The 13875-nt window shown below is 65.9% G+C and carries 15 protein-coding genes; 7 read left to right on the top strand and 8 right to left on the bottom strand.

Features of this window, described 5'->3' with window-relative positions; translation table 11 throughout:
• The first annotated feature begins 11 nt into the window (after positions 1-11).
• The 6 genes from ACT531_RS15415 to ACT531_RS15390 are packed head-to-tail and all read left to right on the top strand — an operon-like array spanning position 12 to position 4909.
• A complete protein-coding gene (locus ACT531_RS15415; protein ID WP_476017969.1) occupies positions 12-1235 on the top strand; it encodes a class I SAM-dependent methyltransferase in 1224 nt (407 codons plus the stop codon).
• Positions 1236-1285: 50 nt separating this feature from the next.
• Positions 1286-1819 (top strand): chalcone isomerase family protein, encoded by a 534-nt coding sequence (locus ACT531_RS15410; protein ID WP_476018072.1) that lies wholly within the window; start codon positions 1286-1288, stop codon positions 1817-1819.
• A complete protein-coding gene (locus tag ACT531_RS15405) occupies positions 1816-3108 on the top strand; it encodes an MFS transporter (protein ID WP_476017968.1) in 1293 nt (430 codons plus the stop codon). Before ACT531_RS15410 ends, ACT531_RS15405 begins: the two co-directional genes overlap by 4 nt.
• Positions 3109-3128: 20 nt before the next feature.
• Positions 3129-3668 (top strand): DUF3833 domain-containing protein, encoded by a 540-nt coding sequence (locus ACT531_RS15400; protein WP_210436207.1) that lies wholly within the window; start codon positions 3129-3131, stop codon positions 3666-3668.
• Entirely contained in the window at positions 3665-4447 is a 783-nt protein-coding gene (locus tag ACT531_RS15395) for an SDR family NAD(P)-dependent oxidoreductase (protein ID WP_309828060.1), read from the top strand. The genes ACT531_RS15400 and ACT531_RS15395 overlap by 4 nt, the downstream gene beginning before the upstream one ends.
• Before the next feature lie 6 nt (positions 4448-4453).
• On the top strand, positions 4454-4909 hold the full coding sequence (locus ACT531_RS15390) for a nuclear transport factor 2 family protein (RefSeq protein WP_015016267.1): 456 nt from the start codon (positions 4454-4456) through the stop codon (positions 4907-4909).
• Between the two features lie 12 nt (positions 4910-4921).
• On the opposite strand, the gene ACT531_RS15385 is transcribed toward ACT531_RS15390, so the two are convergent.
• The 8 genes from ACT531_RS15385 to ACT531_RS15350 form a co-directional block, all read right to left on the bottom strand.
• Positions 4922-5827: a sugar phosphate isomerase/epimerase family protein gene (locus ACT531_RS15385; protein ID WP_422848098.1), complete on the bottom strand. Its 906-nt coding sequence runs from the start codon at positions 5825-5827 to the stop codon at positions 4922-4924.
• Between the two features lie 15 nt (positions 5828-5842).
• A complete protein-coding gene (locus ACT531_RS15380; protein ID WP_110960786.1) occupies positions 5843-6742 on the bottom strand; it encodes a VOC family protein in 900 nt (299 codons plus the stop codon).
• A 37-nt stretch (positions 6743-6779) separates the two neighbouring features.
• Positions 6780-7640 (bottom strand): shikimate dehydrogenase, encoded by an 861-nt coding sequence (locus tag ACT531_RS15375; protein WP_043567043.1) that lies wholly within the window; start codon positions 7638-7640, stop codon positions 6780-6782.
• A gap of 129 nt (positions 7641-7769) precedes the next feature.
• On the bottom strand, positions 7770-8774 hold the full coding sequence (locus tag ACT531_RS15370; RefSeq protein WP_476017967.1) for a TRAP transporter substrate-binding protein: 1005 nt from the start codon (positions 8772-8774) through the stop codon (positions 7770-7772).
• 55 nt (positions 8775-8829) lie between these two features.
• A complete protein-coding gene (locus ACT531_RS15365) occupies positions 8830-10110 on the bottom strand; it encodes a TRAP transporter large permease (protein WP_476017966.1) in 1281 nt (426 codons plus the stop codon).
• 27 nt (positions 10111-10137) lie between these two features.
• Entirely contained in the window at positions 10138-10722 is a 585-nt protein-coding gene (locus ACT531_RS15360; RefSeq protein WP_110960783.1) for a TRAP transporter small permease, read from the bottom strand.
• Positions 10723-10935: 213 nt separating this feature from the next.
• Positions 10936-11652 (bottom strand): TetR/AcrR family transcriptional regulator, encoded by a 717-nt coding sequence (locus ACT531_RS15355; RefSeq protein WP_476017965.1) that lies wholly within the window; start codon positions 11650-11652, stop codon positions 10936-10938.
• Between the two features lie 72 nt (positions 11653-11724).
• Positions 11725-12339, bottom strand: coding sequence for a glutathione S-transferase N-terminal domain-containing protein (locus ACT531_RS15350; RefSeq protein ID WP_476017964.1), 615 nt, complete (start codon positions 12337-12339; stop codon positions 11725-11727).
• Positions 12340-12470: 131 nt separating this feature from the next.
• On the opposite strand from ACT531_RS15350, the gene purB reads away from it, so the two are divergent.
• Positions 12471-13850, top strand: coding sequence for an adenylosuccinate lyase (purB, locus tag ACT531_RS15345; RefSeq protein WP_209816827.1), 1380 nt, complete (start codon positions 12471-12473; stop codon positions 13848-13850).
• Positions 13851-13875: the final 25 nt, after the last annotated feature.

The following is a 13875-nucleotide window of genomic DNA, read 5'->3' as shown; positions in this document are numbered from 1 at the left end:
ACGAGACCGCCATGAACTCCACCACCGCCCCCCGCTCTGCCCAAGCCCTGCCCGCAGGCACCCCTGCTGCCGCCCGCACGGCGCTCAAGCTGCTGCACAAGCTGCAGCACGGTCACCTCACGGTGCAGCTGCCCGACGGCACCCTGCAGCACTTCGGCCACGGGAACGGCCCCTCGGCCGCGATCACGCTCAAGAACTGGAACGTGTGCAGCGCCGCCCTCAAGTCGGGCGACATCGGCTTTGCCGAGAGCTACATAGCGGGCGACTGGACCACGCCGCACCTGACCGACCTGCTCAAGCTCTTCATCGCCAATCGCCAGCAGGTCGAAGGCGTGATCTACGGCACCTGGGCGGGCCGCCTGCTGTACCGCATCAAGCATTTGCTCAACCGCAACACCCGCGCCAACAGCCAGAAGAACATCCACGCCCACTACGACCTGGGCAATGCGTTCTACGAACTCTGGCTGGACGACACGATGAACTATTCGTCCGCCTGGTTCGAGGGCGATGCGGGCGGCGACATGCGCAAGGCCCAGCACGCCAAAGTGCGCCGCGCGTTGCGCATGGCCGGCGTGCAGGCGGGCGACCGCGTGCTGGAGATCGGCTGCGGCTGGGGCGCGCTGGCCGAGATGGCGACCGTCGAATTCGGCGCCCGCCTGACGGGGGTGACGCTGTCCACCGAGCAGCTCGCGTTTGCGCAAAAGCGCATGGCGCAGCAGGGGGTGGCTGAGCGTGCCGACCTGCGCCTGCAGGACTACCGCGACATCCAGGACGGCCCGTACGACGCCATCTGCTCCATCGAGATGGTCGAGGCCGTGGGCCGCGAATACTGGCCCACCTACTTCCAGTCGGTGAACCGGCTGCTCAAGCCCGGCGGCAAGGCCTGCATCCAGAGCATCGTCATCGACGACAGCCTGTTCGACCGCTACATCAGTTCCACCGACTTCATCCAGCAATACATCTTCCCCGGCGGCTGCCTGCCCTGCCCGCGCGAGTTCCGCCGCGAAGCCGAGGCCGCAGGCCTGCGCGTGGTCGACGAGTTTGCGTTTGGCCAGGACTACGCCGAAACCCTCAAGCGGTGGCGCGAGCGCTTCCTCGCGCAGCGCACGCAGATTCTGCAGCTGGGCTTTGACGAGCGCTTCATGCACATCTGGGAGTTCTATCTGGCGTATTGCGAGGCGGCGTTTGCGATGAGCAACATCGACCTGGTGCAGTACACCCTGGCCAAGGACTGATGACTGCTATGAAAAATATAGCTGCCACCGCAATATTCACTAGCGCATTGATGGCTTTTGGCCCTCAAACCGCGCTGGCGCAGGTTGCAGAGGCCAGCGCAGCCGCAGCAGCCCCGCTGTCGGGGGCCCGCCTGGTGGGCCAGGGCGTGCTGCGGTTTCTGGGGTTTGATATCTACCGTGCGCGGCTATGGGTGCAGCCCGGTTTTGATGCCGACAACTACGCCGCCCACCCCCTGGCGCTGGAGCTGACCTACCACCGCGATTTTTCGGCCGAGGCCATTGCCAAGCGCTCCATCGAAGAGATGCGCCGCGTGGGCAGCTTCACGCCGCAGCAGGCCGCGCGCTGGCAGCAGGCACTGACCGCCGCGCTGCCGGATGTGAAGGCCGGCGACCGGCTGCTGGGCCTGTACCAGCCCGGCGCGGGCGCCGTATTCAAGATGGGCGGGCGGGTGGTTGGCGAAGTGCCTGACGCCGAGTTCTCGCGCCTGTTCTTCGGCATCTGGCTGTCGCCACAGACCTCCGAGCCCGGACTGCGGCAAGAGCTGATCGCCGCCACCCGCACAGCGGGCCAAGGGCAGCAATGACCACCACCCCGCCCATTCGCGCTGGCCAAGGCTTGGCTTATGGGCTGCTGGGCCTGCCGCTGGCGTTCGTCGCACTGCCGCTGTATGTGCTGCTGCCCAACCACTACGCCCGCGAGTTCGGCATGCCACTGGCCACGCTGGGGTCGGTGCTGCTGGCGGCAAGGCTGTTGGATGCGGTGTCCGACCCGCTGCTGGGCCGCCTGTCGGACTACCTTTTTGGCCGCTCGGTGCGCGCCGTGCTGGCGGTGGGCGCGGTGTCTGCCGTGGTGCTGGCACTGGGGCTGACCAGCCTGTTCTTCCCGCAGGTGCGCGGGGCCGACGCGCTCATCGCCTGGGCGCTGGTGGCGCTGCTCATCACCTACACCGCCTACAGCCAGTTGGGGATTGCGCATCAGTCCTGGGGCGCGCGGCTGGGCGGCGACGAGCTGCAGCGCGGCCGCATCGTGGCCTGGCGCGAGGGCGCAGCGCTGGTGGGAGTAGTCACCGCCTCGGTGCTGCCCGCACTGCTGGGCCTGCCAGTCATGCTCAGCGTGTTTGCACTCACCTTGCTGCTGGGCTGGTGGGCGTGGACGCGCGCGCCGCGCCCCACAGGCCACGCGGGCGCCGTGGCCGGCGTGTACCGCCCGCCCCAACGTGCCAGCCTGTGGCGGCCCTGGGGGCGGCCCGCCTTCCGCCGCTTGCTGGCGGTGTTCATGCTCAACGGCATTGCCAGCGCCATCCCCGCCACGCTGGTACTGTTCTTCATTCAGGACCGCCTGCAGGCCCCGCCCGCGCAGGAGCCGATGTTCCTGGCCGCTTATTTCGTCTGCGCGGCGCTGTCCATCCCGCTGTGGCTGCGCGCCGTGGCGCGCTGGGGTCTGGCGCGCACCTGGCTGGCCGGCATGCTGCTGGCGATTGCGGTGTTTGTGTGGACGGCGTTCCTGGGTGCGGGCGATGTGGTGCCATTCCTCATCGTCTGTGCGCTGTCGGGCGTGGCCCTGGGCACCGACCTGGCCCTGCCCAGCGCCCTGCTGGCGGGCGTGATTGCCGCCGAGGGCGACAGCGGCCAGCACGAGGGCGCTTACTTTGGCTGGTGGAACTTTGCCACCAAGCTCAACCTGGCGCTGGCCGCAGGCCTGGCGCTGCCGCTGCTAGGCTGGTGGGGCTACACGCCAGGCACACGCAGCGACGACGGCCTGCACACCCTGGGGCTGGCCTACGCCGTGCTGCCCTGCGCGCTCAAGCTGCTGGCAGCGGCGGCGCTGTATTGGCTGGTGCTTCGGCCTGCGCGCGGCGCGGCCAGTGCCTGATTTTTCAAGGGATGCCCAACATGCAAAGACGCCTTCTCCTCTCCGCCGCCGTGGCCGCACCTGTGGTCTTGTCCGGCTGCGCCAGCCAGAACCTCGATGGCTACGCCAGCGAAAAACCGGTGCTGGACCTGGCCCAGTACTTCAACGGCAAGATCGACGCCTACGGAATCTTCCAGGACCGCAGCGGGCAGATCGTCAAACGCTTCACCGTGGTGATGGACTGCAGCTGGAAGGGCAACGAGGGCGTGCTGGACGAAGCCTTCACCTATTCCGACGGCACCACGCAGCGCCGCATCTGGCGCCTGACCAAACATGCCGACGGCCGCTACACCGGCACCGCCGACGATGTGGTGGGCACGGCCAACGGGCAGACGCGCGGCAACGCCTTCCGCTGGAACTACACGCTGGCCCTGCCCGTGGACGGCAAGGTCTACAACGTGGACCTGGACGACTGGATGTACCTCATCGATGATCGCGTGATGCTCAACCGCGCCACCATGAGCAAGTTCGGCGTGCGGCTTGGCGAGATCACCTTGTCCTTCACCAAGCGCGCACCATGAAACTCAACCCTCCCTTGCGCGACTGGAAGGGTCGCCGGGCCTGGCTCATCGGAGCCAGCAGCGGCATTGGCCGGGCCACGGCGGCAGCGCTGCATGCGCGCGGCGCGCAAGTCATCGTCTCGGCCCGGAGCAGCGATGCGCTGAACGCCTTTGTGGTGCAGCACCCCGGCAGCACCGCGCTGGCTTTTGACACGGCTGAACCTGCCCAGGTACAAGCCGCCGCCGCGCAGGTGCTGGCGGACGGCGTGCCCGACCTGGTGTGCTACTGCGCGGGCTACTACCGCGACATGCGCGCGACCGACTTCGACCTGACCGTGATGCTGCGCCACGAGCAGATCAACTACAACGGCGCACTGCATGTGCTGGCCGCCGTGCTGCCCGCCATGCTCACTGCGGCCCAGACGGGGCACCCTGGGCATGTGAGCCTGATCAGCAGCGTGGCGGGGTTCCGGGGCCTGCCCAAGAGCCTGGCCTACGGGCCCACCAAGGCCGCGCTCATCAACCTGGCCGAGGCGCTGTACCTGGACCTGCACGACCTGGGCCTGGGCGTGAGCGTGATTAACCCCGGCTTTGTGGCCACGCCGCTCACGGCGGGCAACGACTTCACCATGCCTGCGCTCATCTCCCCCGAAGCGGCAGCCGACGCCATCCTGCAGGGCTGGGCGCGCGGGCAGTTCGATATTCACTTCCCCAAGCGCTTTACGCGCGTGATGAAGCTGCTGCGGCTGCTGCCCTACCGGTGGTACTTTCCAGCCGTCCGCAAGTTCACGGGACTCTGAGTTTCCATGCAACCCCCTTACACCGCCCCCGCTACCGAAGAAGCCGTCACGCGCGTCATTGCGTTTTTTGAAAACCTGTCGCCCGCCGATGTGGCGACGATCGGCCAGTTCTACGCGCCCCAGGCGCGCTTCAAGGATCCGTTCAACGAGGTGGTGGGCGTGCCTGCCATCCAGGGCATCTTTGCCCACATGTTCGAGGCCCTGGAGCAGCCGCGTTTTGTGGTCACGGGCCGCGTGGTGCAGGGGCAGCAGTGTTTTCTGACCTGGGACTTTTTGTTCGCCTTCAAGGACTTCCACAAGGGCGTGACGCAGACGGTGCGCGGCGCCTCGCACCTGGTGCTGGACGCCCAGGGCCAGGTGACCTTGCACCGCGACTACTGGGATGCCGCCGAAGAGCTGTACGAGAAGCTGCCCGTGGTCGGAGCACTGATGCGCTGGCTCAAGAAGCGCGCCAATAGCTAACAGTGCAAGCCTTCATGCGGCTGCACGGATGCGCGGGTGCCCCGGCAGCGGCACGGCACGCTGCAACACGCCTTCGGCCAGCCACAGCGCGCTGTTCCATGCGCGTTGCGCCACATAGGGCAGCGGCAGCTGCTGGTAGTCGTCGTTGAAGACCTCGAAGCTGTAGTCGCCCTGGTAGCCCATGCCGTCTAGCGTGCGCACCAGCTCAGCCAGCGCCTGGCTGTGCACGCCCTCGCCGGGGAACACGCGAAAGTGCCGCGCAGTCTCGATGCGCTCCTGCACCGTGCGCGTCTCCTGCCACATGAAGTCCGACAACTGCACGAGGTAGATCTTGGCCGGGTCCACATTCTCCAGGGCCGAGAGCGGCGTGCTGGTGGCGAACTGGTGGTACGAGTCGATGGCCAGCCCGAGGTTGGGGCAATCGGCCTGCTCCACGGCCGCCCAGGCCTGGTGCACCTCGTTGATGTGGCGGCCCCACGAGAGGCCTTCAAACGCCACGCGAATGCCGTGCGGCAACGCCAGCAGGGCCAGCTTGCGCAGGTCCCGTGCAATGGCATCGGCGTCGGCCGTGGCGTGTGACGATGTGGAGCTGCAGGCCAGCAGCACGGGCGCACCCAGGTCGCGCGCCATCAGGATCATCTGCTTGGCAATGTCCACCTTGTAGCTGTGCAGGTGGCCTGAGAGGCCTTCAAAATCGCGCAGCACCTGAAAGCCCGTCACGCGCAGGCCGCTGTTGCGCACGGCGTGCACAGCGGCCTCGATGCCCGCAGGGTGGCCCACGATGTCGCGCGCGGCCAGCATGATCTGACCGAAGCCTGCGGCCTGGACGGCAGCGAGCTTGGCCTCCAGCGGCCCGGCCAGGCTGATGGTGTCCATGCCGAAGTCGGCGACGTTGCGTTGCATGGTGGATCGGCGCATGGGCGGTCTCCAGGCTCAGCGCGCGTCGAGCACCAGCTCGAAGCTGGGCGATGCTGCATCGGCACGCGTGAGGGCGCCGCGCGTGCCGGTGTGCACGCCCGTGGGCGACTCCACAAACTCCACGCCCCGCGCACGCAGTGCATTCACAGTGGCCAGCACGTCGGGCGTGCCAAAGGCCACGCGCTGCAGCAGCTCCTCGGGGTCGGCATCCAGTGCATCGACCTGCGGCTCAATCAGTTGCCAGTGCAATGTGCCGCACGGGCTGGACAGGATGCGGCCATGGGTGAGCACGCCAAACGACTGGTTGGGCGCCAGCTCGGCAAAGCCGAACAGCTCGCTGTAGAAGTGGATCCAGTCTGCCGCGCGACCCAGACCGATGTACTGCACCACACCGAACAGGCGCAGGCCCTGCAGCGCGGGCGGGCGCGGGTGGACGGTGGGGATGGGCACAAAGTCCACGTCGTAGATGGAGAACTCTTTCCAGCGGTCCACGAAGTAGATGCGGCTCGCGCCCACACCGTGGATGGCGGGGATGTTCAGCTCCATCACCTCGACCTCGGTGTGCACAGCCCAGGCGCCCAGCTCCAGTACACGGCGAAACGCTGCGGCGGCGTTGCTGACGCGGAATGCGACGGCCGCCAGCACGGGGGCTTCGGTGAGCGCAGGCGGTGCATGCAGGCCGGTGCGCTCGGCATCCTGGTGTGCGTTGACGATGATGTTCATGTCGCCCTGGCGGTACAGCAGCACCTCGCGCGAGCGGTGGCGCGCCACGGGCTGGAAGCCCATGCGCTCCAGCGCCTGGCCCAGCGCTTGCGGGCGGCTGGTAGCGTATTCGATGAACTCCACGCCCTGCAAGCCCAGGGGGTTGGGCAGTTCGCCCAGCGCTTCGCGGGCGGCCATCATCGGGGTGCTCATGGGGTTGGCTCCTTGTGGTTTGCTGCGGGCGTTGGCATCAGCGGGTACTGACCAGGCGGCGGAAATGCGCGTCCATGCGTGCGGCATCGGGCGCCTCGCCAGTGAACAGCTCGAACGCGCCCACAGCCTGGCCCACGGCCATGCCGCCGCCGTCCGACACGCGGCAGCCCAGTGCGCGCGCGGCCTGCACCAGCGCGGTGTCGAGCGGGAAATACACCACCTCAGACACCCACATCGCGGGCCGCAGCAGCGCCACGTCCAGCGGCAGGCCGGGCAGTTTGTCCATGCCCGTGGGCGTGGCGTGGATCAGGCCGGTGGCTTGTGCCATGGCCGCTTGGATGTCAGCCGCTTCGGCCCGGGCGCCGTAGAGCGCATTCACGTCGGCCGCCAGTTGCGCTGCGCGCTCGGGCTGTGCATCGACGATGCTCAGGTGCTCGGCGCCCAGGCGCAACACGGCGTGTGCAATTGCAGCGCCCGCACCGCCTGCGCCCAGCAGCACCACGCGGCGCAGGTCGGCGCCGGGCAGCGCGCGGGTAAAGCCCCAGGCCCAGCCCGATCCATCGGTGTTGTGCCCCACCAGTTGTCCATCACGGATAACCACGGTGTTCACGGCGCCCATAGCGCGCGCTTCTTCGGACAGGCTGTCGAGGTGCGGGATCACTGCCTGCTTGCAGGGGTAGGTCACGTTGCAGCCCGCATAGCCCATGATGCGCGCCGCTGACAACAGCGTGGGCAGATGCTCCACCGAGGACGCCGAGCGGTCCAGGTCAATGAGCTGGTAGTGCAGGCGCATGCCGTGGTGGCGTGCTTCTTCTTCGTGCAGCGCGGGCGACAGCGACTTCTGGATGCCGGCACCGATCAGCCCGATCAGCACCTTGCGGGGGCTTGTGGAGGACATGGTGGACATGGGTGTGGTGACCGGGGGATCAAGCAGCTGGGTGCTCATGGGGCGGGCGGAATGCGGGGTGAATGCACGGCCGGGCGTGGCCAGGCCATGGGCGGCCGTGCGAGGAGGACAGCGTGGGGCTTACTTGCCGCCGCGCAGCTTGGCCAGCGTGGCGTAGACCTCTTTCACCGTCTCGGCGCCGACTTTTTCGCTGTGCTTTTCGACCACGGGCTTGACCTTGGCGCGCAGCTTGTCCAGCTCGGCGGGCGAGAACTCGGACACCTGCATGCCGGCCTTCTTGAGGTCTTCCAGCGCCACGTTGGCCTGCACGCGCGACACACCGCGCTGGAAGGTGGTGGCCTCGGCCATGGCGTCGGTGAGCGCCTTCTGGTCGGCAGGGTTCAGGCTGTCCCAGAACTTCTTGCTCACGATCACGGCCTGGGGGTTGTACATGTGGCGCGTGACGGTCAGGTACTTCTGCACCTCCGCAAACTTGGACGACAGGATGGTGGAGAACGGGTTCTCCTGGCCGTCCACGGCCTTCTGCTCCATGGCGGTGTACAGCTCGGGGAACGGCATGGGAACGGCGTTGGCGCCCAGCGCGTTGAACATGTCGATGTAGATGGGCGACTGGATCACGCGGATCTTGAGGCCCGCAATGTCCTCGGCCTTGGTGATGGGACGCTTGCTGTTGGTGAGGTTGCGAAAGCCCAGCTCCCAGTAGCCCAGGCCGATCAGGTTCTTGGCCTGCAGCTTGTCGAGCAGCTTCTTGCCGAAGGGGCCGTCGGTCACGGCATCAGCCTCTTGGGGCGTAGCGAACAGGAAGGGGAAGTCGTAGATGCCGAATTCCTTGGCCTGGGCGGACAGGATGCCGGCATTGAGCACCGTCATCTCCACCGTGCCACCTTGCAGCGCCGACACGGTCTGCAGGTCGCCGCCCAGCGTGCCACCGGGGAAGAGCTTGACGGCAATGCGGCCGTTGGTCTTGACTGCCACCAGGTCTGCAAACTTTTGCGCGCCCTGGGCCTGGGGGTGGTCCTTCTGGTTCTGGAAGGCGAACTTGATGGTGCGCTCCTGCGCGTGCGCGGCGGGCAGCAGCGATGCGGCGACGAGGGCCGTGGCGAGCAGGGTTTTGAGCAGCTTCATGGAATGGTCTCCTAGGGTTTTGGGCAGGCAGGAACGGTAAGGGCGGAAGGGCGTGTCAGCCCCCCAGCAGGCGCAAGGGCACGAGTACGATGGACGGGAACAGCACCAGCAGGAACATGACAATGAACTGCGCCACCATGAACGGCATGACGCCCCGGGTGACCTGCGACATGGAAATGCGGCCCACCCCGGCCACCACGTTGAGCACGGTGCCCACGGGTGGCGTGATGAGGCCAATGGCGTTGTTGATGATGAACAGCACACCGAAGTACACCGGGTCAATGCCCGCTGCCTTGACCACCGGCATCAGCACGGGCGTGAGGATGAGGATGGTGGGCGTCATGTCCATCGCGGTGCCCACCACCATGACCAGCACCATGATCGCGATCAGCAACAGCGTCTGGTTGCCCATGAAAGGCTCCAGCATGCCGATGACGGCAGACGGGAGATCGGCCACGGTGATGAGCCATGCCGACACCATGGCGGCAGCCACCAGGAACATGACCACGGCGCTGGTGCGCGCAGAGGTCTGGAAGATCTCCACCAACTGGCGTAGGCTGAGTTCGCGGTACACGACCATGGCAACAAATAGCGAGTAGACGGCGGCCACCACAGCGGCTTCTGTCGGCGTGAATACGCCCATGCGCAGGCCCACCAGGATGATGATGGGCAGGCCCAGGGCCCACACGGCCTCGCGCAGCGCCAGCAGCAGCTCGGCGCGCGTGGCGCGCTTCGGTGGAGCCACGTTCTCGCGCCGCACCAGCCACCACCATGTCACCGCCAGCGAGAGTCCCAGCAGCACGCCCGGAACAATGCCCGCCAGGAACAGCTTGCTGATGGACACGTTGGCGGCCACGCCAAAGATCACAAAACCAATGGAGGGCGGGATGACCGGCGCGATGATCCCGGCAGAGGCAATCAGGCCCGCCGAGCGCTCCTTGTTGTGCCCAGCCGCCACCATCATGGGCAGCAACAGCGACGCCAAGGCGGCCGCATCCGCCACGGCTGAGCCCGACACTGCCGCCAGGATCACGGCCGCCATGATGGCCACATAGCCCAGGCCACCGGGGACATGGCCCACCACGGTGAGCGCCAGCTTCACGATGCGCTTGGACAGCCCGCCCACATTCATGATCTCGCCTGCCAGCATGAAGAAAGGCACGGCCAGCAGCGGAAAGCTGTCGGCGCCATTGATCACGTTTTGCGCCAGGATCTGCGCGTCGAACAGGTCCAGATGCCACATCAGCGCCACGCCGCAGATCAGCAGCGCGTAAGCGATGGGGATGCCGATCGCCATGGCAAGCAGCAGGGAGCCCAGGAAGATGGTGACGGTCATGGTGCGCGTTCCAGTGCAAAAGGGGGATCAGCGGCGCGGGCCTACCGAGGGAGGGGTGGCACTGGCGTCTTCCGCGCGGTGTTGCAGCGCCGCGAGTTCTTCGCTCTCCTGCACCATGACCAGTTCGTTTTCGCTCAGCGGCACAAACAGCGTGCGCAGCAGATCACGCAGCAGGATGGCAATGGCCGACCCGCCCATGAGCACACCGCTCGCGTAGAAGATGCCCACCGATGCCCCCGTGACCGGTGCTTCGGTGTCGGCATTGATCACCATCTGCGCCCAACTGCCCTTGAGCAGCAGCCAGGAGACATACAGCATGGCGACCTGCGCCAGAACCAGACAAACCTTTTTGCCCGCGGCAGGCAGGCGAGACACCAGCACGTCGGTACCCAGGTGTCCGTGCTCCCGCAAAGCCACCACGGCTCCCATGAACGTCAGCCACACGAACAGCCAGCGCGACAGCTCTTCGGACACCGTGATGCCCGAGTTCGCGGTGTAACGCAACACCACATTGCCAAACACCAGCACCACCATGATGGCCAGGCACAGGCCGGAAAGCATGTCGAGTGCGCGGGTGTATCGCCCGAGCCAGCGGTCGGCCAGTGCAAGCATGGTGTCTCCAGTCGTTATCGGTTGCTGTTTTTAAATTTTGTACGAACTGGTTAGTATTTGATCTAGGTGCAAACCCTGCTCGTTGGCGGCGGTCAGGCCATGCGGGAAAGGCTGCAATGCAGGGACGCACGGCGCCAGACGCAGAGCGCCCCCGGCTCCGATGTCCGGGAGCACCGCACGGTCAAGGCGCGCAATGCGTCGGAGAAATGCGAATCAGGGCCGCAGAAAGCGCACGATCATTTCAATGATCGATTCACGGCGTTGCGCCGTGGCGGCAGGCGTGTCCAGCGAGCGCTTGAAGATCGCGCCAAAGGTGTGGCGGTTGGCCACGTTGAAAAAGCACAGGGCGGAGATCGACATGTGCAGATCGACCGGGTCCACATCCGGACGAAAAACCCCCGCCGCCACGCCGCGCTGGTACACATCGCGCACGGCATGGATGACCGGGATGTTCAGTTCCTGGATCGTGGCCGATTGGGTGATGTACTCGCCCCGGTGCATGTTCTCGTTCATCACCAGGCGGATGAAGTCGGGGTTGGCGAGCTGGTAGTCCACCGTGAAGCCGACCAGGGTGCGCAGCGCCTGCTCGGGCGCCAGGTCTTCGAGGTGCAACTCGGACTCGATGCGGCGGATGCGCCGGTAGGCATCCTCCAGCACCGCCACGTACAGACCTTCCTTGCTACCGAAGTAGTAATAGATCATGCGCTTGCTGGTGCTGGTCAGTGCCGCGATCTCGTCGATGCGCGCCCCGGCGAGGCCCTTGTCGGCAAACTCTGCCGTGGCCACCTGCAGGATGTTGGCCATGGTGCGGTCCGGGTCGTTCACGCGCACCCGGTCGGCGCCCGGGGTGGCTGCGGCCTCGCGTGCGGCGCGCTGGCGGGTCGCCCTCGCACCAGAGACTAGGGGTGGATTTTGAACCATTTCGTTCATACACCCGGGAGCATACGGCAAGCGAAGGGTCGAACGGCACAAAGCCCCGCCGCACGCTGCGGCAGGACAGGATCAGGCAGGCTTGGTGTCAGCGAAGCTGGGGCGCTGCATCAGCTTGTCGAGCAGCTTGCCCAGGTTGGGGTACTCGCTGCGCCAGGCGATCTCGGGAAAGCGGAACTCCAGCCAGCCCAGGGCACAACCCACCGCAATGTCGGACAGGCTCAGGTGGATGCCGCTGCAATAGGGCTTGTCACCCAGGCCCTGGCTCATGGACTTGAGGCCATCGTTCACCTTGAGCAATTGGCGGTCGATCCAGGCCTGGCTGCGTTCGCTGTCCTTACGATGGACCCAAGTGGCTTCCAGGCGGGCCAGGATGCCGGCGTCCATCACGCCGTCGGCCAGCGCCTCCCAGGTCTTGACCTCTGCGCGCTCGCGGCCCTGGGAGGGGATGAGCTTGCCCACGGGCGACAGGGTGTCGAGGTATTCCACGATGACGCGCGAGTCAAACACGGCCTCGCCGCCTTCCATCACCAGGCAGGGCACCTTGCCCAGCGGGTTGGATGCGGAGATGTGGGTGTCGTCTGCCCAGACGTTTTCTTGCACGAACTGGTAGTCGAGCTTTTTCTCAGCCATCACGATACGTACCTTGCGCACGTAGGGGCTGGTGGTGGCTCCGATCAATTTCATGGTGTGTCTTCCAGTGCGCGGGGATGCTGAACAATTCGGGTTTGATTCTATCGACAGCGACCCGGCGTGAGGCTGACTGATGCGCCGCCCCCACAAACCCCGCCAACCCACCCCGCCTACAATGGCGCGCCATGAGCCTGTCCACCATCACCGCCCTGTCGCCGCTTGACGGCCGTTACGCCCCCAAACTTGCCGCCCTGCGCCCGATCATGAGCGAACACGGCTACATGCACCGCCGCGTGCAGGTGGAAGTGGCCTGGTTCATTGCGCTGTCGGATGCGGGATTTGCAGAGTTCAAGCCCCTCACTACCGGAGCACGTGCTTACTTGCTGGGCCTGGTCAAGAACTTCTCCGAGGCTGACGCCGCCGCCATCAAGGAGATCGAAAAGACCACCAACCACGACGTGAAGGCGGTCGAATATTGGATCAAGAGCAAGTTCGAAGCCCGTCCTGAGCTGGAAAAGGCCTCCGAATTCGTGCACTTTGCCTGCACCAGCGAAGACATCAACAACACCAGCCACGCGCTACAACTGCGTTCCGGCCGCGACCAGGTCATCCTGCCGGGCCTGGACCGCATCATGCTCAAGCTGCGCGAAATGGCCCACGCCTTTGCCGACGTGCCCATGCTCAGCCGCACGCACGGCCAGACGGCCAGCCCCACCACCGTGGGCAAGGAAATGGCCAACGTCCTGATGCGCCTGCAAACGGCCTGCGAGAAGATCGCCGCCGTCAAGATCATGGGCAAGATGAACGGCGCCGTGGGCAATTACAACGCCCACTTGTCCGCCTGGCCCGAGTTCGACTGGGAAGCCTTCAGCAAGAAGGTGATTGAGACCCCCGAACCGCTGGGCCTGGGCCTGACCTTCCAGCCCTACTCGATCCAGATCGAGCCGCACGACTACATGGCCGAGCTGTTCGACGCCGTGGCCCGTGCCAACACCATCCTGATCGACCTCTCGCGCGACATCTGGGGTTATGTGAGCCTGGGCTACTTCAAGCAGCGCCTGAAGGCGGGCGAAATTGGCTCGTCCACCATGCCGCACAAGGTCAACCCCATCGACTTCGAGAACGCCGAAGGCAACCTGGGCCTGGCCAACGCACTGCTCAAGCACCTGTCTGAAAAGCTGCCCATCAGCCGCTGGCAGCGCGACCTGACCGACAGCACCGTGCTGCGCAACATGGGCGTGGCGCTGGGCTACGCCACGCTGGCATACGCCTCGCTGCTCACCGGCCTGAACAAACTCGAAATCAACGAAGAAGCGCTGGCCGAAGACCTGGACGCAGCCTGGGAAGTGCTGGCCGAACCCATCCAGACGGTGATGCGCCGCTTTGGTGTGCAAGGCGCCTACGAAAAGCTCAAAGAAGTGACCCGCGGCAAGACCGTGACGGCCGAGGCGCTGCACGGGTTGATCCAGTCGCTGGAGATTCCCCAGGCTGAAAAGGACCGCCTGCTGGCCATGACGCCCGGCAGCTACGTGGGCAAGGCGGCTGAGCTGGCACGCCGCGTATAAAAAAATGATAGCTGCCCGCGCTTAT

The sequence above is a fragment of the Acidovorax sp. DMC1 genome, from assembly GCF_056314325.1.
This window is presented reverse-complemented; position numbering and strand designations above follow the sequence as displayed.